This window comes from Virgibacillus sp. GM2-2 (assembly GCF_055329585.1).
This window is the reverse complement of the sequence record NZ_JBUZWC010000002.1, coordinates 140,464-163,594: the sequence shown is the minus strand read 5'-3', so window position 1 is coordinate 163,594 and position 23,131 is coordinate 140,464. Positions and strand designations below refer to the sequence as shown.

The 23,131-nt window shown below is 36.9% G+C and carries 23 protein-coding genes; all 23 read right to left on the bottom strand.

What is annotated here, in order from left to right:
* Nucleotides 1-245: 245 nt before the first annotated feature.
* Entirely contained in the window at nucleotides 246-989 is a 744-nt protein-coding gene (recO, locus tag ACY9Z2_RS04535; protein WP_463608431.1) for a DNA repair protein RecO, read from the bottom strand.
* Between the two features lie 32 nt (nucleotides 990-1,021).
* Nucleotides 1,022-1,174, bottom strand: a complete 153-nt coding sequence (locus ACY9Z2_RS04530) for a YqzL family protein (protein ID WP_463608430.1) — start codon at nucleotides 1,172-1,174, stop codon at nucleotides 1,022-1,024.
* Between the two features lie 95 nt (nucleotides 1,175-1,269).
* Nucleotides 1,270-2,172 carry a GTPase Era gene (gene era / locus ACY9Z2_RS04525; RefSeq protein WP_463608429.1) on the bottom strand — a complete coding sequence of 301 codons (903 nt, stop codon included), beginning with the start codon at nucleotides 2,170-2,172 and terminating at the stop codon, nucleotides 1,270-1,272.
* An 845-nt stretch (nucleotides 2,173-3,017) separates the two neighbouring features.
* A complete protein-coding gene (locus tag ACY9Z2_RS04520; protein WP_463608428.1) occupies nucleotides 3,018-3,401 on the bottom strand; it encodes a diacylglycerol kinase family protein in 384 nt (127 codons plus the stop codon).
* The gene (ybeY, locus tag ACY9Z2_RS04515) at nucleotides 3,379-3,843 is read right to left on the bottom strand and encodes an rRNA maturation RNase YbeY (RefSeq protein WP_463608427.1); all 465 of its coding nucleotides are present in this window, start codon (nucleotides 3,841-3,843) and stop codon (nucleotides 3,379-3,381) included. Before ybeY ends, ACY9Z2_RS04520 begins: the two co-directional genes overlap by 23 nt.
* Before the next feature lie 2 nt (nucleotides 3,844-3,845).
* Nucleotides 3,846-5,984: an HD family phosphohydrolase gene (locus ACY9Z2_RS04510; RefSeq protein WP_463608426.1), complete on the bottom strand. Its 2,139-nt coding sequence runs from the start codon at nucleotides 5,982-5,984 to the stop codon at nucleotides 3,846-3,848.
* Nucleotides 5,985-6,019: 35 nt separating this feature from the next.
* Nucleotides 6,020-6,997 (bottom strand): PhoH family protein, encoded by a 978-nt coding sequence (locus ACY9Z2_RS04505; RefSeq protein ID WP_463608425.1) that lies wholly within the window; start codon nucleotides 6,995-6,997, stop codon nucleotides 6,020-6,022.
* Between the two features lie 2 nt (nucleotides 6,998-6,999).
* Complete coding sequence (gene yqfD / locus ACY9Z2_RS04500) at nucleotides 7,000-8,196, bottom strand: sporulation protein YqfD (RefSeq protein ID WP_463608424.1); 1,197 nt, start codon at nucleotides 8,194-8,196, stop codon at nucleotides 7,000-7,002.
* A gap of 14 nt (nucleotides 8,197-8,210) precedes the next feature.
* Nucleotides 8,211-8,492, bottom strand: a complete 282-nt coding sequence (gene yqfC / locus ACY9Z2_RS04495; protein WP_463608423.1) for a sporulation protein YqfC — start codon at nucleotides 8,490-8,492, stop codon at nucleotides 8,211-8,213.
* Between the two features lie 126 nt (nucleotides 8,493-8,618).
* Complete coding sequence (locus ACY9Z2_RS04490) at nucleotides 8,619-9,035, bottom strand: YqfB family membrane protein (protein WP_463608422.1); 417 nt, start codon at nucleotides 9,033-9,035, stop codon at nucleotides 8,619-8,621.
* A 29-nt stretch (nucleotides 9,036-9,064) separates the two neighbouring features.
* Nucleotides 9,065-10,057, bottom strand: a complete 993-nt coding sequence (gene floA, locus ACY9Z2_RS04485; RefSeq protein ID WP_463608421.1) for a flotillin-like protein FloA — start codon at nucleotides 10,055-10,057, stop codon at nucleotides 9,065-9,067.
* 15 nt (nucleotides 10,058-10,072) lie between these two features.
* A complete protein-coding gene (locus tag ACY9Z2_RS04480) occupies nucleotides 10,073-11,416 on the bottom strand; it encodes an NfeD family protein (protein ID WP_463608420.1) in 1,344 nt (447 codons plus the stop codon).
* 202 nt (nucleotides 11,417-11,618) lie between these two features.
* Nucleotides 11,619-12,068, bottom strand: a complete 450-nt coding sequence (locus ACY9Z2_RS04475) for a GatB/YqeY domain-containing protein (RefSeq protein WP_463608419.1) — start codon at nucleotides 12,066-12,068, stop codon at nucleotides 11,619-11,621.
* A 15-nt stretch (nucleotides 12,069-12,083) separates the two neighbouring features.
* Nucleotides 12,084-12,260 (bottom strand): 30S ribosomal protein S21, encoded by a 177-nt coding sequence (gene rpsU, locus ACY9Z2_RS04470; protein WP_463608418.1) that lies wholly within the window; start codon nucleotides 12,258-12,260, stop codon nucleotides 12,084-12,086.
* A gap of 210 nt (nucleotides 12,261-12,470) precedes the next feature.
* Nucleotides 12,471-13,142 carry a deoxyribose-phosphate aldolase gene (gene deoC, locus ACY9Z2_RS04465; protein WP_463608417.1) on the bottom strand — a complete coding sequence of 224 codons (672 nt, stop codon included), beginning with the start codon at nucleotides 13,140-13,142 and terminating at the stop codon, nucleotides 12,471-12,473.
* 540 nt (nucleotides 13,143-13,682) lie between these two features.
* Nucleotides 13,683-15,038, bottom strand: a complete 1,356-nt coding sequence (gene mtaB, locus ACY9Z2_RS04460) for a tRNA (N(6)-L-threonylcarbamoyladenosine(37)-C(2))-methylthiotransferase MtaB (RefSeq protein ID WP_463608416.1) — start codon at nucleotides 15,036-15,038, stop codon at nucleotides 13,683-13,685.
* 2 nt (nucleotides 15,039-15,040) lie between these two features.
* Nucleotides 15,041-15,796 (bottom strand): 16S rRNA (uracil(1498)-N(3))-methyltransferase, encoded by a 756-nt coding sequence (locus ACY9Z2_RS04455; RefSeq protein ID WP_463608415.1) that lies wholly within the window; start codon nucleotides 15,794-15,796, stop codon nucleotides 15,041-15,043.
* A gap of 17 nt (nucleotides 15,797-15,813) precedes the next feature.
* On the bottom strand, nucleotides 15,814-16,749 hold the full coding sequence (gene prmA, locus ACY9Z2_RS04450; RefSeq protein ID WP_463608414.1) for a 50S ribosomal protein L11 methyltransferase: 936 nt from the start codon (nucleotides 16,747-16,749) through the stop codon (nucleotides 15,814-15,816).
* A 134-nt stretch (nucleotides 16,750-16,883) separates the two neighbouring features.
* Complete coding sequence (dnaJ, locus tag ACY9Z2_RS04445; RefSeq protein WP_463608413.1) at nucleotides 16,884-18,011, bottom strand: molecular chaperone DnaJ; 1,128 nt, start codon at nucleotides 18,009-18,011, stop codon at nucleotides 16,884-16,886.
* A gap of 113 nt (nucleotides 18,012-18,124) precedes the next feature.
* Nucleotides 18,125-19,966, bottom strand: a complete 1,842-nt coding sequence (dnaK, locus tag ACY9Z2_RS04440; RefSeq protein WP_463608412.1) for a molecular chaperone DnaK — start codon at nucleotides 19,964-19,966, stop codon at nucleotides 18,125-18,127.
* Between the two features lie 34 nt (nucleotides 19,967-20,000).
* Nucleotides 20,001-20,573: a nucleotide exchange factor GrpE gene (gene grpE, locus ACY9Z2_RS04435; RefSeq protein ID WP_463608411.1), complete on the bottom strand. Its 573-nt coding sequence runs from the start codon at nucleotides 20,571-20,573 to the stop codon at nucleotides 20,001-20,003.
* Nucleotides 20,574-20,787: 214 nt separating this feature from the next.
* On the bottom strand, nucleotides 20,788-21,819 hold the full coding sequence (hrcA, locus tag ACY9Z2_RS04430) for a heat-inducible transcriptional repressor HrcA (protein WP_463608410.1): 1,032 nt from the start codon (nucleotides 21,817-21,819) through the stop codon (nucleotides 20,788-20,790).
* A gap of 76 nt (nucleotides 21,820-21,895) precedes the next feature.
* A complete protein-coding gene (gene hemW, locus ACY9Z2_RS04425) occupies nucleotides 21,896-23,053 on the bottom strand; it encodes a radical SAM family heme chaperone HemW (protein WP_463608518.1) in 1,158 nt (385 codons plus the stop codon).
* Nucleotides 23,054-23,131: the final 78 nt, after the last annotated feature.

The window sequence follows — 23,131 nt, the reverse complement described above, 5'->3', positions numbered from 1 at the left end:
ATGCCTAGTTTTGCTAGACATAGGGACGGATTTTTTTATCCGCGGTTCCACCCTACTTGCTCGTATTCGAGCCACTTTATTCCGTATGCTCAGGAGTTCCTTTCTTGGCTACTCTATCACCTAGCTTCCACTATCCTAGGTTCGCTTTTCATAGGATATAACCGGTACTTTTCTCCCTCATTGCACAATTCATTTTAATATGTACAAATAATAATCCATCGGTCGATGTTTGTCAAACAGACCTTTTACTTTAGTTTATCTATTTGTTTCAAAAATTTTTTTGACTTAAGAAAGTAACCGCCGTATTGATCATAGTAAGTATCTAATAGCTTACGTAGCAACTGCTTATTTGCTTCCTTTACTGCAATTGAACCTACCTGTTCTAGTCCTACCTCCGAAAATATGCGAAGAAGTTTAGGTAAAGGTTGCGGTAAAGTAATAGCGTTCGGATCAATTGACATACATCTATTACACAATAATCCGCCCTCAGCAATCGAAAAACTTACCAGATCATTAAAGCTTCCGCAGTTGGCACACGTATCAACTGTTGGTGCAAAGCCACCCTTTTTAAACAGTTTAAGTTCATACATTATTATCGGTATTTCAGCGTCCTCATTAGTTGCGATGTACTCGATTGTACGCATCAATTGGTCAAATAATAAGTGATCAGGTTCATTAGCGTCAACCAATTTGTCAGTAAGTTCAACAATATATGCGGTATACGCCGTTTTCATTATATCTTCTCGTATAGCTCGATTAGAGTTAATGACATCTCCTTGTTGGATGGTGCTTAACCCTTTATTCAAATACAATAAATATTCCCCATGAATGAATGGCTGCGTTACGGCAGCCATTCGACTTTTTGTTTTTTTGGCTCCTCTAGCAAGAGCAGTAATCTTACCAGCTTTTCTACTAAAAACTGTTATAATTTTGTGCGTTTCCCCATAATCCTGTGTTTTGATAACAATTCCTTCCAATTTTTCAAGCACACAGTTTCACCTTTACTTTCTTTCAACGTGCATTATAACCTATCTATTGCATTTATATCTTTATCTACTTTGTTCTCACTTTGCGCGGGATCCTGAATACTTGAATCATTTTCTAACTCTTTCCATAATAAATAGGTTTCAATGTTTCCTGTATGACTAAAAAGTTTCCAGGTTAAGTCGATCACAAGAAACCCCACCTTTCTTTTTTATGATTGATTTAAGTACTTGCTATTATTTTGACCACACATTACTAAAGCATGAGATAAAAATATTTCCATGTTTAATATTCATCACTACGGAATCCGTATTCTCGTAGCTGTGTCTGTTTGTTACGCCAGTCTTTCTGAACCTTGACCCAAAGCTCTAAATAGACTTTCGTTCCTAAAAGTGCTTCAATATCTTTTCGGGCATTTTTTCCAATGTTTTTCAACATATTTCCTTGCTTACCAATCAGAATTCCTTTTTGGGTTTTTCGCTCGGTAACGACTGTAGCTTGAATAAATATAGCGTTAGAATCTCTCTTTTCAATATTTTCAATAACTACAGCAATAGAATGTGGAATTTCTTCGTGTGTTAATTGTAAAACCTTTTCTCGGATCAGTTCACTAATAATAAATCGTTCAGGATGATCTGTTACTTGATCTTCCGGATAGTACTGTGGACCTTCCGGTAGTTTTTGCTTTAACACATCTAGCAAATGATTTACATTGTTTCCTTGTAATGCAGAAATAGGGATAACTTCTTCAAACTGATATTTATCTTTATAGTTTTCAATCAAAGGAAATAATTCATCTGGATGAATTAAATCAATCTTATTGATAATTAAATACACAGGACGCTTCACTTCCTGCAACCGGTCTAATATATATTGATCCCCTTTTCCATATCCCTCTTTCGCATTAATCATAAACAAAACGGCATCCACTTCATTTAACGTGTTTTCTGCGATTTTTACCATAAAATCGCCCAGTCGATGTTTCGGTTTATGAATTCCTGGTGTGTCAATAAACACAAGTTGTGCATCTTTATCTGTTAGTACACCTTGTATTTTGTTTCTAGTTGTCTGTGGTTTATCACTCATAATTGCGATTTTTTGTCCAATAACCCGGTTCATAAAGGTTGATTTTCCAACGTTTGGACGACCAATAATCGCAATAAATCCTGATTTAAATGAATCGTTCATGACTGACCTCCGATGCTTGTTTTGTTTGTATTACAATTATAATACTATAAAAACTATCTACTTTCACGCTTTCGACAAAACAAATGAAAAGAAAATCGTTACCAACATTTTTTGACATAACTTCCGAGAAGTTTAAAACTCTTTTTCGTATAAACTGCAAATTAATTCACTTGATCTGGTGTGGTGTGGTCTCTTGGTAGCGGACACAGAAGCCCTTATTTTTACTTTTTGGTCATGTTTTCTAGATCAAGCGGACAGAGGATTCCTTATTTAGTAAAAAAAGACTGATTTCAACTTGTTTTTACCTCAATAAGGAATCCTGGGTCCGCTAACATGCACATTTGCACTAAATTTGCTCAAATAAGGGCTCTGGTGTCCGTTAATTTTAATTCGCTAATGGTAGTTTTACACTCATTAATATATCAACTTTTTACACAGTATCCGTAAACTGGAAACTAATTAAGTGCTAGGTTGATTTCCGCTCCGGACAGTCGCTTTCCGCGGGCAACGCTTCAGCCGTTGCTTTTCCCGCAGGAGTCGACTGTCCTACGCTCCAATCAACATCTATGTTAGCGAAGGAAAAACACGGAGACTTCCGTGGGAGCAGAAGCCTAGATGAGACCCCGCAGAGCGTCTAAGGAAGGCCGACTAAAACCGTCCTTTGCGGACAACGTCGGCATACCCTTTGCCGGGGCAAGGAGGCTCATCAGCTACCCACGGAAAGCGCAGTGTTTTTCCGTAGCGTTCGACGCTAAATCTAAGTTTTCACTAGTTTACAATTTACTTCAATAACGTATTAGAAAAAATCGCAGCTAAAAAAACTTGTTCTTTTTGAACAAGTTTTTTTACATAAATAAACGATACAATTTTGGAACAAAAATCATACATCCAATAATAAATGCCATTATAGCAGCAATTAATACAGCACCAGCTGCTATGTCTTTAATTATTTTTGCTGAAGGATGTATTTCTGGCCGTAGATAATCAATTAGTTTTTCGATGGCAGTATTTGTAGTTTCTGCAACGAGAACAATTCCGATTACAAGAATAACAATTAACCATTCCGATTTTGTAAGACTAACGATGAAGCCTACTATTAGTATGAAAAACGTTGCCACTAAATGTAGTCGAAAATTTCGTTCGCTCTTCGCCATTTCCACTATACCATTCCAAGCATAAGAAAAACCAATTGATTTTTTTCTTGATTTATCGGTCAAGTTCGAAGGCATGTAAAATATCCTCTTGTTTTTTAAACATTACTTTTTCATCGTCTGGTTTCAAATGATCATAGCCTAACAAATGAAGAAATCCATGTATCGTCAGAAAGCCCAGTTCACGTTCAAATGAGTGGTTATACTCTTCTGCTTGTTCAATCGTACGTTCAATGGAAATAACGATATCTCCTAAAACTAGCGGCATATCTTCGCCAACAATGTTCAATTCATCCTCCATCGTTTCTTGCAATGCAAATGAGATGACATCAGTCGGTTTATCGATTCCTCTGTAATTACGGTTTAACTCTTGTATTTCTTGATTTGTTACAAAGCTGACAGAAACTTCAGCTTCTTGTGTGATTCCTTCACTATCTGCTGCAAACGTTAACAGCCGTTGTAGCATATCAATATAATCACTCGTTACTTTGTTCGTTTTATCATGAAAGTCGATATACATAACTACTTTGCCTCCTTTGTTGGGTATTGAATTCTTGAATGAAAAATGCCTTTAAGTGCTTCACATACAGTACGATTAATTTTCTTAAGTTCATGCAGTGTTAATGGAGATTCGTCTAACTGACCATCCATCAATCGATCATTAATAATCGATGATACGATCTCTTCTATTTTTGATTCGGTTGGCTCTTTTAATGAACGGACCGCTGCTTCTACTGAATCACAAATGCAGACGATTGCAGCCTCTTTGGTTCTTGGTCTTGGCCCAGGATATCGGAACATATCCTCACTTACATTTTTATTTTTTTCCTTCTCTTTGTAATAAAAATACTTTAACAAAGTCGTACCATGATGCTCTTTTGCTATATTGATAATTTCTTTTGGAAATCGGTGCTTTTTTAACATTTCAGCTCCATCGTAAGGATGACTAATGATAATATCAGCGCTGTCTTTAGGGTTCATATGATCATGAGGATTTTTTATCGATAATTGATTTTCAATAAAAAAATGGGCTTGCTTTGTTTTTCCAAGATCATGATAATAAGCACCAACTCTCGCCAACAATCCATTTGCACCTATTGCGTCACAAGCTGTTTCACTCAAGTTTGCTACCATCACTGAATGATGATATGTACCTGGGGATTCTGTTAATATTTTTCGTAATAAAGGCTGATTTGGACTAGCTAATGATAATAATTTGCTATCTGATAAAATACCTAATCCAGTTTCAAAGAATGGAAGCAATCCAATGGTAAATACAACTGACAGAATCGCGGCACTAAGTCCTAATCCAGACTGAATAATTAAGTCACTCCAGGTATATTTCTCAAAGGATAGAAATAAAAATATTAGTACAGCAATCACGTTTACTACACTCATACCAATTCCTGCTTTTAAGATGGCCAATCGATCTTTTACATTCATCAAAAAAATGATTCCGGCAAGTTGTGAAAAGAAGAAATAAATACCTGCTTCAATATTCAAAGAGCCAGGTATCTGGCTATTAAAAATTATACTTCCTAATACAGCATATAACCCGGCTAAAACAATTGCTAACCGCTCTTGGATAAGTTGTTTTATTAACAATACTCCTGTTGCTACTGGAACAACAAAAAATAATTGATTTACTTGTGTGGTAAATAGACTTACGACTTTCATCATCGAGACAACAATAAAGCTAATGAGTACTATCGACGCAATTTTTCCACTATCTAATTTATTTTGTTTATCTAGTAGGTACATTTCGTAAGTGATGACACTAATAATTAATAAGATAAGTAAAGCAAGTCCAATTATCGGATAGACATTTCGCTCATTATTCAAAAGACCAACTAGCTTTAGCTCTTCGTACAATTCATTTGTAATTGTTTGCCCTTCACGAACAATTATTTCACCTGCACGAATGATCACTGGATCAACGTTATTTGCTGCTTCTTTTCGGGCATTTAAGGTTTTTTCAACGTCATAAAAGGAATTTTCAACGATTGCAAAGTCACTAAGTGTAATTAAGGCCTGTCTTACGTCCGTGTCTAGTTTAGCATAGGTTAATGATTGTTTAACTTCATTTGTTGCACTATTAACATTTTCCATTCGTACACCGTTAACGAGTACTTCTTTTACTGCCTCAACAAAAACTTCTTTGCCTTTTTGGCGTTCCTCGGGTGTTGCCTCAACCAATCGCATTAATACACCATCATCGATAGCTTCGATAATTTCCGGAGAAAGAATTTGCTGAAGATGTTGGACTTTATCTTTGCTCGTTAAAATTATCGCCCCTTCACTTTCTCCTGATCCAGGTAATGCTTTTGATTTTTTCTCTTCTATTTTAGCAATTGCATCAAAAATTTCGTTTATGTAATTAATTTGTTCTTCGTTAATTTCTTTTGATATGTTATACCGATCATCGACTGACTGAACGGTTTCTCTCGTTTTTTGTTTTGTTTCCTGCTCATTTTCGATTGTTATCGGTGAACGAATTGTTTCTTTCGCACTAGTAAATCGTTCAATATCATATGTTTCAGTATGTACGTTATTTACGGTCATGAGGAAAAATAGAATCCCTAATAATAACATAGGTAAAACGATGTAAACCCATTTGGACTTTAGTGCTACTAATGATTTTATTAAGGTATTTAGTTTCATCTTCTATCACCCCAAGTGTAGAAATAAGGCCCCAATTATTGGGGCTTATTAGTAGTATTTAAATTATCATATGCTGCAATAATCCGCTGCACTAGCGGATGGCGCACAACATCTGTCTGTGTTAAGTGAATGAATGAAATTCCTTTAACCTTTGCTAGCAATTGATCTGCAATACGTAGACCTGAATTTACACCTTTTGGTAAGTCTACCTGCGTTACATCACCAGTGACAACCATTTTCGACCCAAACCCAAGACGCGTGAGAAACATTTTCATTTGCTCAGGTGTTGTATTTTGTGCCTCATCAAGTATTACAAATGCATCATCGAGTGTTCGTCCACGCATATATGCAAGTGGAGCAATTTCAATCGTTTCGCGTTCTATTAGGCGTAATGTGTGTTCAGCACCTAAAACGTCATGCAAAGCATCGTACAATGGTCGTAAATATGGGTCTACTTTTTCTTTTAAATCACCAGGCAGAAATCCTAGGCTCTCACCTGCCTCCACTGCTGGACGAGTTAATATTATTCGTTTAACAAGTCCATTCTTCAAAGCGTGTACTGCCATTACCACAGCTAAATATGTCTTACCTGTACCTGCTGGTCCAATACCAAATACTAAGTCATTTGCTTTAATAGCAGCAATGTAGTTTTTTTGTCCCAACGTTTTTACTCGAATTGGTTTTCCTTTCGTATTTTTTGTAATTTCATCTTCAAATAATGTTTCAAATTGATTTATTTTTCCTTCTTTAGCAAGCTCTATTGCATAGACCACATCACGTTCAGCAATCGTTAAACCTTTACGGATAACCGAAAGTAACGCTAATAGGATATCTTGGGCAATGGAATTAGCCTCAGGCGAACCGGAAACACTCACATGTTCTCCGCGTGATACAATTGATACATTCAGTTTATCTTCTATTTGCTTTAAATTTTTATCATTTGTCCCAAATAATGCTAGTGCCTCGTTTGGGTTTTCTAGCTGTAAATCAATCGTGTTTAAGTTTGTTGACATATTCAATCTCCTTGATTTATAGGTACGGATTTGGCAATATTTTCTTCAACCGTCATATATAAGATTAATTTAACTTTACCATTACCAGTACTTTCATGCAAAACTTTTTGGGAAATAACTTTTGCATCTTCATCAAGACGTAATAACAATTCATTCTTTGCCTGTTCTTTACCTATTGCAATTGCTTCATCTTTTGTTCGCTTCTCTTTTATATACGTTTTTTCATGTCGAATAGATTCAATTATTTTTATCGGTAGCTCCCACTTAAGGAAATGAATAGGTGTACGATTTATATCCGTTTGCGTATGTTCAAAGTCGCTTGATCCGAATCCCCAGAATGGAACTTGTACGTTGCCTAACGATAGGTATAGTTTTTTATCATTTTCACCAGTCAATTCTTGATATTCTACTTCTAATGGCACTGTTACTGTTGCTTCATACCATGTTTTTGCAACTACTTGTCCTTCAGCTTCCACTAATTCAGGTTCCGCGTCTTTTTCACCTTCTCGAAGATTACCAGACACTAGTATTTTACCAGGCTTGACGTAATCATTTACTTCAACCTTAGGTTTACCTTTTGAGATGTAGATATAGCTAATCACACCTTCTTTAGTGGCAACAAGATTGCTCGGTCCATTCACTTCTTTTTTCTCTACTATTGTTTTTTCAACTACTTCCAATTGAAAGGTTGTCCCTTTTTTTTCCACGCCAACCCATAGAAGCTCAGGTATATCGTGTAATAGTTTTTGTTGAATGACGCTAGGGGATTCTATAGAAAATCGTAAGGCACCCCTATGTACTCCGTAATTGTTTAATTGTTTCGTGATTTTTTTTTCAATTTCTTTTGGCACACCATTAATCTTAATATCCCAAACAATATTTGATAAATACAAAATCAGCAGGAAACAAACTCCTATACTAATAAGAAGCTCCTTTCTGCCTATTAATTTTTTCACAAGATAAGGCAACCCAAAATCATGTACAACTGTAATAGTATAGGCTTCATTTTGTTGGAATTCATCCACTTTAGAAAGATCACTTCGTCGAACATTTGCTTTGCATACTGCTCGTGATTCCTTTTTGATATTCCATACCTGTATTTCCTGTTCAGCACAATATTGTAAAAATAATTCTGGTCTTGAACCTTCTACTAAAATTGTCACATAGCCTGTAAAAAAAGCTCCTTGTATTTGTTTCATTGCTACCTCCTTTATTAATGGTTTATATAGGTTACGTCATTAATTTTTCCTTCCAGTAATAGCTCCTGTGGTAGCATCATTTTAAGTACAAAGCCTGTGCCTGAAATTTTAATGAGTCCTGAATTAGTTTTTAAAGTTAGTTCAGTATCTGAATAAACAACTAACCCTTTATGGTTTTCGATATACACATGAAGCTGACCCAGTATGGTTACTCTCGGTAGATCTGAGGCTATATCAGAAGGAAGTGCAAATTGATTCATAATCCAAGGTAGGATTCGTTGATGTTTTTTTGTCAAAGGTGCAACCTCCTCTCCCATTCATATTTATGAATCACTTTGCTAAATAAGAACATGAAAAAGCCTCCCAATAATAATTTGGGAGGCAAAAAATCCGTTATTTTTTTCGTTCATTTAGTACTTTTTTTATGGCTTCTTTGCACGAGGTGGCCCTAACACTTCTGACATAATTATACCATTCACAAGCCCTTGTTTTGATAAGCTTTGCTTCATTTGTCTTTTCATCTTATTTTTCTTTTTTACACTACTGGTTGCTTCAAGTCGTGAACGCTTTACAATTGCGTCATGTTCTCCACCTTCTATTGCACGATGACTGATGTCTGAGTGGTTGGTGTTCAACGATCCCGTTCCAATTTCTGCTACTTCCTCATAGTTAGCCTGATTGTAACCACCAGATGGTGTAGGAGTTGGGGTTGGGGTTGAATAGGGCCTACTTGAGTCGGCATCTTTATTGTTACGATCTTTTATAAATCCTGCAATACCACCAATAATAGCCAATATAACAAGTATATTCCCAAAAATCGTATCAAAAAGCACTTCCATTATACCCCTCCTAACGTGTTACGCAATTTTTACTTACCGCTATCATCTTGATTTTCTTCTGAAAGCTTTCCAATTGTTTCGCGCATATCTGTATCTGCGTCAATGTTTTTATAATTCATATAATCCATTACACCTAGATTTCCAGAACGCAATGCTTCTGCAAGTGCTCTTGGAACATCTGCTTCTGCTTCCACAACCGATGCACGCATTTCTTGTACACGTGCGACCATCTCTTGCTCTTGCGCAACTGCCATTGCACGTCTTTCCTCTGCTTTAGCTTGAGCAATACTTTTATCAGCTTCCGCTTGATCGGTTTGTAGTATAGCACCAATATTTTTACCAATGTTAATATCTTCAATATCAATAGACAAGATTTCGAATGCAGTACCAGCATCAAGTCCTCGGTCTAAAACAGTACGGGAAATGCTGTCCGGATTTTCCAAAACTTTAGCATGTGTATCTGAGCTACCAATCGTACTTACGATACCTTCACCAACACGAGCAATTACTGTATCTTCACCAGCACCACCAACTAGGCGGTCAATATTGGCTCTAACTGTAATACGTGCTTTTGCTTTCACTTCAATACCGTCCATCGCAATACCAGCAATGAAAGGAGTATCAATTACTTTCGGGTTAACACTCATTTGAACAGCTTCTAATACGTCTCTTCCTGCAAGGTCAATGGCCGCACCACGTTCGAACTGTAATTCGATATTTGCTCGGTGTGCAGCAATCAATGCATCAACCACCCTATCTACATTACCACCGGCTAAATAGTGACTCTCTAGCTGATTCGTAGTTAAATCTAAGCCAGCCTTATACGCCTTAATAAGTGGATTAATTACCCTTGATGGGACTACTCTACGTAAACGCATACCAACTAATGTAAAAATACCTACCTTTACTCCAGCTGCCAAAGCACTAATCCAAAGCATTACTGGAATAAAAGTAAACAACACTGCAATAACAATTAAGATAATACCTATAATAATTAACGGCATAAATTGTTGTAATTCCATTTTCATTCCTCCAAATTAATTTTTATATTTTATTTCTCTTACTACAATACGAGATCCTTCAACCTTAACGATTTTTATTGCTTTCTCATTCTGAATAAAACTGCCTTCAGAAACTACATCTAAACGTTCGTCATCAAACTTTGCTGTTCCGGACGGTCTTAGTGGTGTAACAGTAATACCCTCAAGTCCAATTAATTCCAGACGGTTAATTGATGATACATAACCAAGCTCAGTAGAAGTTTTATCTTTTAAAATTAAATGCCTGAAGAAACCTTTTTCGAGTCCAATGGTACGAAATAAAATAGCTGATGCAATAATGGAGATAATAAAGGCTATTCCTATGCTCATAGTCATATGACCAATATCTTGACCTGATATAAACAAAGACGCTACTACACAACCAATACCTAAGACTCCGACAATTCCACCAGGAACAAAAAATTCAGCTATTATTAAAACAATACCTAGTATTAATAAAATTATTGCTTCCATTCCAGCTAACCCAGCCACAACATGACCGTAAAAGAATAAAACTAATGACAAAATCCCGATGATACCCGGTATTCCGAATCCAGGTGAAAAAATTTCCACAATTAAACCTAAGCTAGCAATGGTTAGCAAAACTGGTATCACAATTGGGTTTGTCAAAAATCTAGCCAATTTCTCAGACCACGTTGGTTCCATTTCTACGATTGTTGCATTCTGTATACCTAGTTCATTTAATAACTCGTTTCTATCCTTTACGATACCAGCTGCATAACCCACGCTAACAGCATTCTTTGGTCCAAGCGTTAAATATTCACCTTTAGGTGCTCCAAGTTCTGGTAAGTCGATTTCTGGATCCGCCATCGCTGCAGCGTAGATAGGATCTCTACCATGCGATTCAGCAGCAGCTTTCATTGCAGCTAACCATGCGGATTGTGCCTTTTTGTTCGCTGCGGTTCCATCCTGATTTATTACACCGCTTGCACCCATAGTCGAATTCGGTTTCATATAAATTGTGTCGGTATTTAATGCGATATAGGAACCGGCTGATAGAGCTTTATTAACAATAAACGATACAGTTGGAATCTCGAGGTTCTGTATTAATTCTGCTATTTGATCAGCAGCGTCAACACGACCACCAGGTGTATCAATTTCAAATATGATATAATCCGCACCGTCGTTTACGGCTTTTTCAGTAGCCCTTGAAAGAAATGCATGCAAACCTTGTTCTACTGCATTTTCTATTGGAATAACATAGACAGCCTCATCTTCATTTGAGGTATCAGCGAACGTCTGAGGCGTTGTGACAATGAAAAAACCACTTACTGTTAAAAGTACGACAAAAAAATATGTAATGTACTTTCCGTTTAACAACAAAAATCACCCCCTTTTTGCTTACTAAGTTATACGTTTCAATATGCTATTTGGTTTCAATAAACCTATATATATTTGCCTAATTTGATAGTATCACAATTAAGAGCAGAATTGGTGATGAATAAGAATAAAAATGCATATTAAAAACCCCTGCCAGAGAAAGACTGACAAGGGTTGTTCATTTTTCATTAACGATGACAGGCTAATTATTTAGGTGCTTTAGTACAAGTTTATTAACAATTGAACCATCTGCCTTACCTTTAACTTTAGGCATGATTGCACTCATTACTTTACCCATCTCTTGTTTTGATGTTGCATTAACTTCTTGAATTGTACGCTGAACAATTTCATCAACTTCTTGTTCAGACAACTGTTCTGGCATGTATGCTTGTAAAACATTGATTTCTACATCAAGTTTCGCAACAAGGTCATCACGGCCTGCAGCCTTAAATTCTTGGAGGGAATCTTTTCTTTGCTTTAATTCTCTAGACAGTACAGTTAATTCATCATCCTGTGATAACGAATCTTTACCTTGTTTGATCGCTTCATTCTGTAAAGATGCCTTTACCATTCGAATAACGCTAAGCTTTTCTTTGTCTTTATCCTTCATTGCTTGCTTCATATCTGCATTTAACTGTTCTAGTAATGTCATGTTAATGCTCCCTCTTTAGTACTTACGCTTTCTAGCAGCCTCCGACTTTTTCTTGCGACGAACGCTTGGTTTTTCATAATGTTCACGCTTACGATATTCTTGTAATGTACCATTTTTTGATACACTACGTTTAAAGCGACGAAGAGCATCCTCTATTGACTCGTTTTTACGAACGCGAGTTGTATTTGACATACTAATTTCCCTCCCTCCGAAGCATAAAACAGGATTATACAGGCACACTATTCATATCACATGCCTTTTGTAATTATAATATATTGTCACAAACTGGTCAACAGATTTTCCAATGCTTTTTTTACACTGATCGGTAAGGATAAGTTTGTAGGCTGTCAGTATAAGGTTAACAAAGGGTTTCATTCATTAAGGCTTGGCAATGATAATAGTTTAATAATCTGTTGTAGCTTGCTTACCTTGCAGTATTTCAATCCCTGCACTTGCTCCAATTCTGGTTGCACCAGCGTCGATCATTGCTTGCGTGCTTTCTAAATCGCGAACTCCGCCAGAAGCCTTTACTCCCAAATCAGAACCAACCGTTTCGCGCATTAATTTTACATCTTCTACTGTTGCTCCTCCGCCAGAAAACCCAGTTGATGTCTTAACATAATCTGCACCAGCTGATTTTGCTAGCTTACATGCTCGCACTTTTTCATCTTCTGACAATAATGATGTTTCGATAATTACCTTTGTTAATGCCTTTCCTTTAGCCGCTTCTACAACTTCTTTAATATCTTGCTCAACGAAAGCGTCATTTGCTGATTTTAACGCTCCTACGTTGATTACCATATCGATTTCCGTTGCGCCATTTTCAATTGCATTTTTCGTTTCAAAAACCTTTGTGTCGGTAGTTGTTGCGCCAAGTGGAAAACCAATCACTGTACAAACCTTTACTTCCGTATTTTTCAGTTCGTTGTAACAGTGTTTCACCCAATAGGGGTTTACACAAACTGATGCAAAATTGTATTCTTTTGCTTCTTGAATAATACTGTTTATTTTTTCTTCGGTAGTGTCTGGTTTTAATTGTGTGTGGTCGATGTATTTTGCAAGATCCTTTGTCATGTATAACGTCCTCTCATTTTAAGTTGTTCGTACCTCTTTCGTTATCATAGCATTATATAAAATAAAAATCTATTTTAATTCTGACTGCTCGATAAAAGATTGTTGTTCTGACATAGAATATGTAAACTGCAAACTAAGTAGGGAGCTAGCCACTGCTTGGTATCGGACTGAGGATGCCCTATTTACCTTTTTTACCTTTATTTTGAGAATTAACGGACACACGATGTCTTATTCAGCTAAAAAACATGATTTTCAACTGTTTTTAACCAAATAAGGAATCCTGAGTCCGATAACAAGCCCATTTACCCTTATTTTTCACAAATAAGGGATCGTGTGTCCGCTAACTGACAACCTTCATGCAATCTTTCCAGTACGCTCGAAAATGTTCCTTCACTAGCCTTGCCCGCAGCGGAAATCAACGTAGCTGTTACATAAGCATGAATTTTCACTAGTTCGCCCTATACTTCAACTGCGAATTTAATATAGAAGCAATCAACTTTCATTAAATATACCCGGCAGTATCGCCGGGTATATTAGATGTTAACCTATTTTAGATACAGCATCCACAATATCTTCATCCATTACACGAACAAATGTAGCGTCATTATATGGATAGCCTGATTTAGTAATTTTGACACGTACTATCTTACCAATCATATCTTCAGTACCCTCGAATCGAACTTTAAGATAATTATCCGAATAACCTACAAGCATGTTCGGATTATCATCATCCTTTGATCGTTCCTCAGGAATTATTTCAACTACCTCATTCTCATAGTCAAAAGCGTATTCTTTGGCTTGTTTTTCGGATAAGGCAATCAATTGATGTACGCGTTCATTTTTCGTTTCATCATCAACTTGATCTTTCATTTTTGCAGCTGGAGTTCCTGTCCGTTGCGAATATGGAAAAACATGGAGCTCAGAATAGCCAACTTTTTGAATAAAGTTATATGTTTCCATAAACTCTTCTTCCGTTTCACCAGGAAATCCAACAATTACATCAGATGTGATTGCTAATCCCGGCAGTGCTTTTTTAATCTTTTCTACTTTTTCATAATAATATGCACTTGAATATTTTCGACGCATACGTTCAAGAACTGTGTCAGAACCAGATTGTAACGGCACATGCAAATGACGAACAATTTTTTCTGATTGATCAAGAACTTCAATTACTTCGTCTGTAATTTGACTTGCTTCTATTGATGAAATGCGGATGCGTTTTAATCCATTTACATCGGATTCTAGTGTACGTAATAGCTTGGCAAAATTGTATTCTTGCATATCTTCACCATACCCAGCAGTATGGATGCCAGTTAATACAATTTCTTTATAGCCAGCATCAACTAATCGTTGCGCCTGTACTACGACATCTTTCGGATCTCGAGAACGTAAAAGACCTCTAGACCATGGGATAATGCAAAACGTACAGAAGTTATTACAGCCCTCCTGTATCTTCAGAGATGCACGTGTTCGATCTGTAAATTCTGGCACATCCATTTCTTCAAAGACACGGTTTTTCATGATATTTGTCACACCATTAACAGGCTCACGCGTTTCTAAGTGTTCTTCGATATATCCAATCATATTTTTACGGTTTTGTGTACCAACAACGACATCAACACCTGGAATTTCCATTATTTCACCAGGAGATGTTTGAGCGTAACATCCAGTAACGCAGACAACCGCTTCTGGATTCTTTCTAACAGCACGACGGATGGTTTGTCGACTTTTCTTATCACCTGTATTGGTGACAGTACAGGTGTTTATAACATACACATCTGCCTGACGATCAAAGTCAACACGCTCATAATTTTGCGCCTTGAACATGTTCCATATTCCTTCAGTTTCATAATGATTTACTTTACATCCTAATGTATGAAAGGCTACTGTAGGCATATCTAGCACCCCAATTCTTCAAATTGATACGAGATACTCACCAAAACATATAATGGTGCAGTCTCTGTACGTAAAATTCTTGGTCCGAGACGGACAGATTGGAAGTCGTTTTCTTTTAATAAATTGACTTCATTCTCTGAAAACCCACCCTCTGGTCCTATACAAACTATTATTCGTTGATTCGGCTCAACCTTGGAAACAATTGAAGCAAAAGATTGATGATGTTCTGTTCTTGCTTCTTCCTCATATGCAAATATTTTGACGTCGTATTCCTTTGTTTCTTCAATTAAAGAATGGATATTCATAATTGAAGTAACCTCTGGAATAAGATTTCGGTGGCTTTGTTCACTTGCTTCTTTAACAATTTTAGCAAAACGAGTAAGTTTTTTCGAGGACTTTTTCGCATCCCATTTAACAACAGAACGTTCGGCAGCGAACGGAATAAAACGTGTTGCACCCAATTCAGTTCCTTTTTGTAGAACGTATTCGAATTTATCACCCTTTGGCAACCCTTGGGCGATCGTTACCTGAATTGGAAGCTCTACAGACTCGTTTAATTCCTTTATTATCCTAACATGCACTTGTTGGGCTTCAGTTGAAATAATTTCTCCGAGGACAGCAAATCCAGTTGGGTGATTACATATAACATTATCTCCAACGTTTCCACGCATAACACGTGTTATGTGGTAAGCATCTTCTTCAGTTATAACAAGCTCATTTTCCTGCCAATTTGTTTCAGGTACAAAATATCGTTGCATCTGCAACACCTTCTTTATTACTTTTTCGCTACGATGGAAACCCAGTCTTCCATTTCATTAACTTCTACAATCGTAAAACCATGTTGCTTTAATTCGTTTTTAACCAGGTCTTTCTTTGCTTGGATAATTCCAGAGGTAATAAACAACCCATCTTTTTTCAGGTTATTCCATGCTTCTTGTATAAACCGAACAATAATTTCGGCTAAAATATTTGATACAATCAAGTCAGCTTGCTTATTAACATTGTCTAGTAAATTGTTTTGCTTCGTATATATTTTTTTATCTACTTTATTTAATTTGGCATTTAACTTTGTACTTTTTACCGCTATATCGTCTAGGTCGTATGCATGTACTTCCTTGGCACCAAGTAACATGGCAGCAATACTAAGGACACCTGATCCACACCCGACATCAATTACCTCGTCATTTTTCTTTAAGTATCGTTCAATACCTTGAATACATAAAACAGTTGTAGGGTGTGTTCCTGTTCCAAATGCCATACCAGGATCCAGTTCAAGAATTACTTCATCAGCGGATTTTGGTGTGTAATCTTCCCAAGTAGGAGTAATGGTAATTTTACTAGATATCTTAACTGGTTTATAGTATTTCTTCCAAGCAGTTGCCCACTCTTCCTCGTTCACTTCACTTAATGTTATCGTATTACGACCAAGATCAATATCGTAGAGTAGCAAATTATTGATGGCCTGTTTTATCTCATCAACAGTTTCTCCAAGAAAACTGTTAATTGGCAAATAAGCTTTTATATATACTCCCTCTTCAGGATATTCATCTTTATTAAGCTCATAAATTTCGCCATAGTTATCTTCCCGATCTGCAATTAAGTCTAACGGATCCTCAATTACGACTCCACTAGCTCCCGTTTCATGAAGAATGTTTGAAATTGGTTCAATTGCTTCATTTGTCGTATGTACGCAAATCTCTGACCATTTCATTTAGATCCACTCATTTCTTGGAATATGTATAGAGGGAGTATCAAAAGGTCTGTTCCCTAAATCAACTACAACACGTTGTAATTTTGTTACCTCGGTTGCAGTCGAGGGGCTTGACCTTTTGTTTTTAGACCCTCTTATTCACCCTTAAACGCTTTTTTAAATCGTTGAAAAAAAGATTGGTCTTGTTCTTCTATCGATTTATTGCCTTCAATCTCATTAAACTCTCTTATCAACTCTTTTTGTCGATCTGAAAGCTTGGTTGGAGTAATTACTCGAACCTTAATATGCTGATCACCTTGGCCATAACCACGAACGTTAGGAGCACCTTTTCCTTTTAAACGGAAGGTTTTTCCTGTTTGCGTTCCTGCAGGTATTTTTAGCATCACTTTTCCATGTACAGTTGGGACTTCCATTTCGTCACCCAGTGCAGCTTGTGCAAATGTTACTGGTAGTTCGCAGAAGATATGGTCCCCTTCCCGTTCAAAAAAGTCATGAGGTCTGATTTGAATGACTACGTATAAATCTCCTGCTGGTCCGCCGTTAACTCCGGCTTCCCCTTTGCCTGCAACACGGATTTGTTGACCTTCGTCAATACCTGCTGGAATAGAAATATGAATTTGTTTGTTTTTCTTAACTTTTCCTAATCCGCCACAAGTAGAGCATTTTTCAGGGATAATTTTACCAGTTCCGTTACAGTGATGGCATACTCGTTTATTCACTACACGCCCGAATGGAGTATTCTGCTCCGTATTCAATTGACCGGACCCATTACAATGTGAACACGTCTTCGCTTTTGTTCCGGGTTTTGCTCCAGAACCAGAACATGTATCACACGTTTCTTCTTTCGGAATGGTAATATCCGTTTCTTTACCAAATATTGCTTCCTCGAATGTTAATGTCATTGCATATTGCAAATCGGCACCTTGTTGTGGAGCATTTGGATCACGACGACGTCCGCCACCACCAAAAAACATGTCAAAAATATCTCCGAATCCAGAGAAGTCTTGTGCTCCTCCTCCAAAACCACCAAATCCTTGACTTTGAGGACCTGCATGACCGAATTGGTCGTATTGACCACGTTTTTGTTCGTCACCCAATACTTCGTAAGCTTCTTTTGCTTCCTTAAATTTATCAGCGGAATCCGCCTCTTTGTTAACATCTGGATGATATTTTCTAGCTAACTTTCTGTAAGCTTTTTTAATTTCTTCTTTGGATGCGTCCTTACTAACGCCTAGTACATCATAATAATCACGCTTACTCACTTGTAAATCACTCTCCCGACACTATTGCACTAAATTTAATCATATCACTTCTACTGACAGAAAAAAAGCCAAAGCCAAGGAACTCCTGACTTTGACTTCGATTGGTAGCTCTATTATTTTTTCTCTTTATCGTCGTCGTTTACTTCTTCATAATCAGCATCTACAACATCGTCATCGCCTGAATTATCTTGGCCTTCTTGACCTTGCTGTGCTTCAGCATCTTGTTGCATTTGCTCATAAAGCTTAACAGACAGTTGCTGTACTTGCTCTTGAAGTGCTTCCTTCTTAGCTTTAATTTCGTCTAGGTCATCAGATTCGATGGCTGATTTTAATTCTTCTTTAGCAGCCTCTGCTTTTTCTTTTTCTTCTTCAGAAACTTTGTCACCTAGGTCTTTAATCGTCTTGTCGGTTGTGAAGATAAGTTGATCAGCTTCGTTACGCAATTCAACTTCTTCGCGGCGCTTTTTATCACTCTCCGCATTTTCTTCAGCTTCTTGAACCATTTTTTCTACTTCTTCATCAGATAAACCTGAAGAAGATTTAATTGTAATAGATTGTTCTTTATTAGTACCCATGTCTTTTGCACGCACATTTACAATACCGTTTGCATCAATATCAAACGATACTTCAATTTGTGGCACTCCACGTGGTGCTGGTGGGATATCTGTTAGCTGGAAACGTCCAAGCGTTTTGTTATCTGCAGCCATCTCACGTTCACCTTGAAGTACATGGATATCAACAGCAGTTTGATTATCTGCAGCAGTTGAAAAGACTTGTGAATGACTTGTTGGAATAGTCGTATTACGTTCAATTAACTTTGTAAACACACTTCCCATTGTCTCAATTCCAAGTGATAATGGTGTAACATCAAGTAGTACTACGTCTTTTACGTCACCTTGTAATACACCACCCTGGATTGCGGCACCAAGCGCAACAACTTCATCTGGATTAACTCCTTTAGAAGGTTCTTTACCAGTTTCACGCTTGATTGCTTCTTGTACGGCAGGAATACGAGTTGAACCACCAACTAAAATAACTTTATGAATCTCACTTGATGATAATCCTGCATCTTTCAATGCTTTACGCGTTGGAACCATTGTACGTTCAACTAGATCAGAAGATAATTCTTCAAATTTAGCTCGGGTTAGGTTCATTTCAAGATGTAATGGACCAGCTTCCCCAGCAGTAATGAATGGTAATGAAATTTGTGTTTGAGCAACACCTGAAAGATCTTTTTTCGCTTTTTCAGCAGCATCTTTCAACCGTTGTGTCGCCATTTTATCTTTGGAAAGATCAATACCATTTTCTTTTTTAAACTCTGCTACCATATGGTTGATGATCACTTCATCAAAGTCATCCCCACCTAGACGGTTATCACCAGCAGTTGATACAACTTCAAATGTACCTTCACCAATATCAAGAATAGATACGTCGAACGTTCCGCCACCTAGGTCATAAACAAGAATAGTTTGATCTTGATCATCCTTATCAATACCATATGCTAGTGCTGCAGCAGTTGGTTCATTAATAATACGTTCCACTTCAAGCCCTGCAATTTTACCAGCATCTTTAGTAGCTTGACGCTCTGCATCATTGAAATATGCTGGTACTGTGATAACAGCTTTTTCTACTTTTTCACCTAAGTAATCTTCTGCGTATGACTTAATGTACTGTAAAATAATTGCAGAAACTTCTTGCGGTGTATATTCTTTGTCGTCAATTTTCACTTTATAGTCAGTTCCCATATGACGCTTAATAGATTGAATGGTGTTTGGATTTGTAATTGCCTGTCTTTTAGCAACTTCACCTACTTGGCGCTCACCATTTTTAAATGCTACTACAGATGGTGTTGTACGATTCCCCTCAGGGTTCGGGATAACAACGGCTTCTCCGCCTTCCATTACTGAAACACATGAGTTTGTTGTCCCTAAGTCAATTCCAATTATTTTTCCCATTGCAAATTTCCTCCTACTTTACAAAAATCAATTTTTATTTATTTACTTTGACCATAGCTGGTCGAATCACACGATCTTTAAGAATGTAACCTTTTTGTAGCTCTTCTACTACAGTATTGGATTTCTTTTCTTCGTCCTCGATTTGCATTACTGCATGATGTAAATTCGGATCGAATTCTTTTCCAACCGTTTCGATTTCTTCAATGTTCTGCGCCTTAAGTGCATCTTTTAACATTCGATACACCATAGTGATTCCCTCAACAAAACTATCTTGAGCCTCTGAAACATCAACCTGAAGCGCACGTTCAAAGTTGTCTATAGCAGGGAGTAGTTCATTGGCTAAATCCTGCGATTTGTATTTGCGATCTTGTTCTTTTTCACGCAATGTACGTTTTTTATAGTTATCAAATTCAGCTTGAATTCGAAGCATCTTTTGAAAGGTTTCATCTTTTTCCTGTTTTAATTGTTCCATTTCTTCCTTCAGTGTTTCCAATTCGCTTTCATCTGAACCCAGTTGTTCATTTGAATCTTGAATTTCCACATCTTCGGCTTCAATATTCTCTGTAACGTCCTTCGTTGCTGTATCATTTTTTTCTTTTTCTTCCACAATAGACACCTCCTATGAAAAATTCGCCACTAAAGACTATATCACTAAAAACTTTCAAAATAAACTATTACAGTGCAAACGCCTGGATAAGTGGTAAAATACATAAACAAGCAGCCTAGTATAACTTAGAAGTGTCTATTGTTTACGATTCAACCGCTTCGCGCTGTAGTCATACATAAAGAAGCGATGGGCGAAAACTCCCATCAATTGATGTTTAATCATTATTTTTGTACCACATGTATAACGCTTCCGTCATCTCATTCGATAGTGCATGCAATAATGTAATGACTTTTCTATACTCCATACGTGTTGGACCCAATAAAGCAATCGTTCCAAGTTGATCCTGTCCCAAATGGTACGTAGCCGTTATTAAACTACAATCCCTAATTGCTTCCACTTTGTTTTCGTGACCAATTGAAACGTTAAGGCCTTCTGTAGAGGTTTTTAGTAGATCAGCAATTTCATCTTCTTTTTCCATCATTGAGTAGAAAGAACGAATTTTTTCTATATCTTTAAACTCGGGTTGCATAAGCATGTTCGTTTTTCCACCAAAATATAGCTTAACTGGTTGTTCATTAAAAAACGCTGATTTCAAATAATCATAGGATCGTTCGAAATCATTTACATACATTTTCATCAATGATACCACTTCATTATTCAATGTCTCATGTAGACGAATAATTGGGACACCGTGTAAACGATCGTTCAAGATATTAACCATTTTTTCTAGATCTGATGCATTGACCTCTTCTGGAATAGTAAATGAACGGTGTTCGACATGGCCTGTATTTGTGATTAATATTGCAACTGCTGTATGATCAGACAAAGTTACGATTTGCAATTGTTTTAGCTTTGTCTCAAAAACCTCTGGACCTAATATTATCGAAGTATAGTTTGTTAGATCGGATAATACTTGAGCCGATTTTTGAACAATTTGTTCAAACTCATATATCCCATCGCGGATCACATGTTTCATGACTTTTACTTCGTCTGGTACCCTTTCAGCGGATACTAAATGATCCACATAAAAACGATAGCCCTTCTCTGATGGAATTCGTCCAGACGACGAGTGCGTCTTTTCTAAATACCCCATCTCCTCTAAATCAGCCATTACATTTCGAATAGTGGCAGAACTAAATGAGATGCTTTCCTTTTTGGATAAGGCACGCGACCCGACGGGCTGCGCAGTCTGGATGAAATCATCAATAATGACTTGTAAAATCAATAATTGTCTTTCTGTTAACATGATGATCACCTCTGTTAGCACTCTTAACAGGTGAGTGCTAATTCTATTAATAAATTATCAAATCCTTATTTTTTTGTCAACGGAGAGGGCTCATTATTTCATCTTCAAGTAAAAATTGTTCAAAGACTACATTTCCAAATAAGATTCCTTCTGGTGTTAAGGAAATACTATCTTTAGTTTCTTGTATCCAGCCTTTATTAACTAACTCCGTTATTTGTGTACCATATATATCATTCATAGGAACAGAAAATTTTGTCTCAAACCTATCCTTGCTTACACCTGAAAGCTTCCGCAAACCTAAAAACATTTCTTCTTCCATATTTTCTTTCAAACCAATATTTTCGGAAGTTAAAATAGGATGACCATCTTTTAATGCTTGTTTAACATAAGCGGGGAGTGGACGGATATTTCCTGTTCGCTTTCCAGGTAGATATCCATGAGCTCCAGCACCAAATCCATAGTAATAATCATTATTCCAATACGTTAAATTATGCTTGCTTTCGTATCCTGGTTTTGCAAAATTACTGATTTCATACTGCTTAATTCCATCTTTCTCCATTTTATCTCTTAAAATACTATACATTCTCACTTCCTCTTCTTGAGGAGGACGGTGTAGCTTACCTTTTTTATGACGTTGGTAAAAAACGGTTTTCGGTTCGATTTGTAATGCATACGTAGAATAATGCGGCAATCCAAAACTCACCGCCTCATTAAGTGAATTCGTAAAACCTTCCACCGTCTGATTTGGTAATGCATAGATTAGATCGATACTAATATTTGTTATACCATGTTTTTGGAGTAAATTTACTGTATCGTAAACATCCGCTACTCTATGAAGTCTACCAATTTCTTCTAAAAGCTTGTTATCAAAAGTTTGGACCCCTAGCGATACTCGATTAACACCATAACTTGCTAAAAGCTTTGCCTTATCCTCATCAAAGTCACCTGGGTTTGCTTCAATCGTGTATTCGTTACAGTCAGATATGTCAAACTTTTCATCAATAACCTGTAACAGAAATTCAAGTTGGTGTAAGTTTAGTGCAGTGGGTGTTCCGCCTCCGATAAAAATAGTATTGACTTTATTCTTACTCCCGGTAACATTTGTCTTTATTTCATTAGCTAAGGCATCCATATACTCATCAGCTAATTTTTCGTTATAAAAGAACTTTGTAAAATCACAATAATGACAGATTTGCTGACAAAAAGGGATGTGAATGTATACTGATTGTACCAATTTCTTCACCTCAATCGGTTTATTTATGAAAAACGTCTTCTCACGGGTAACGAAGTATTTCATATACGGTATACCATA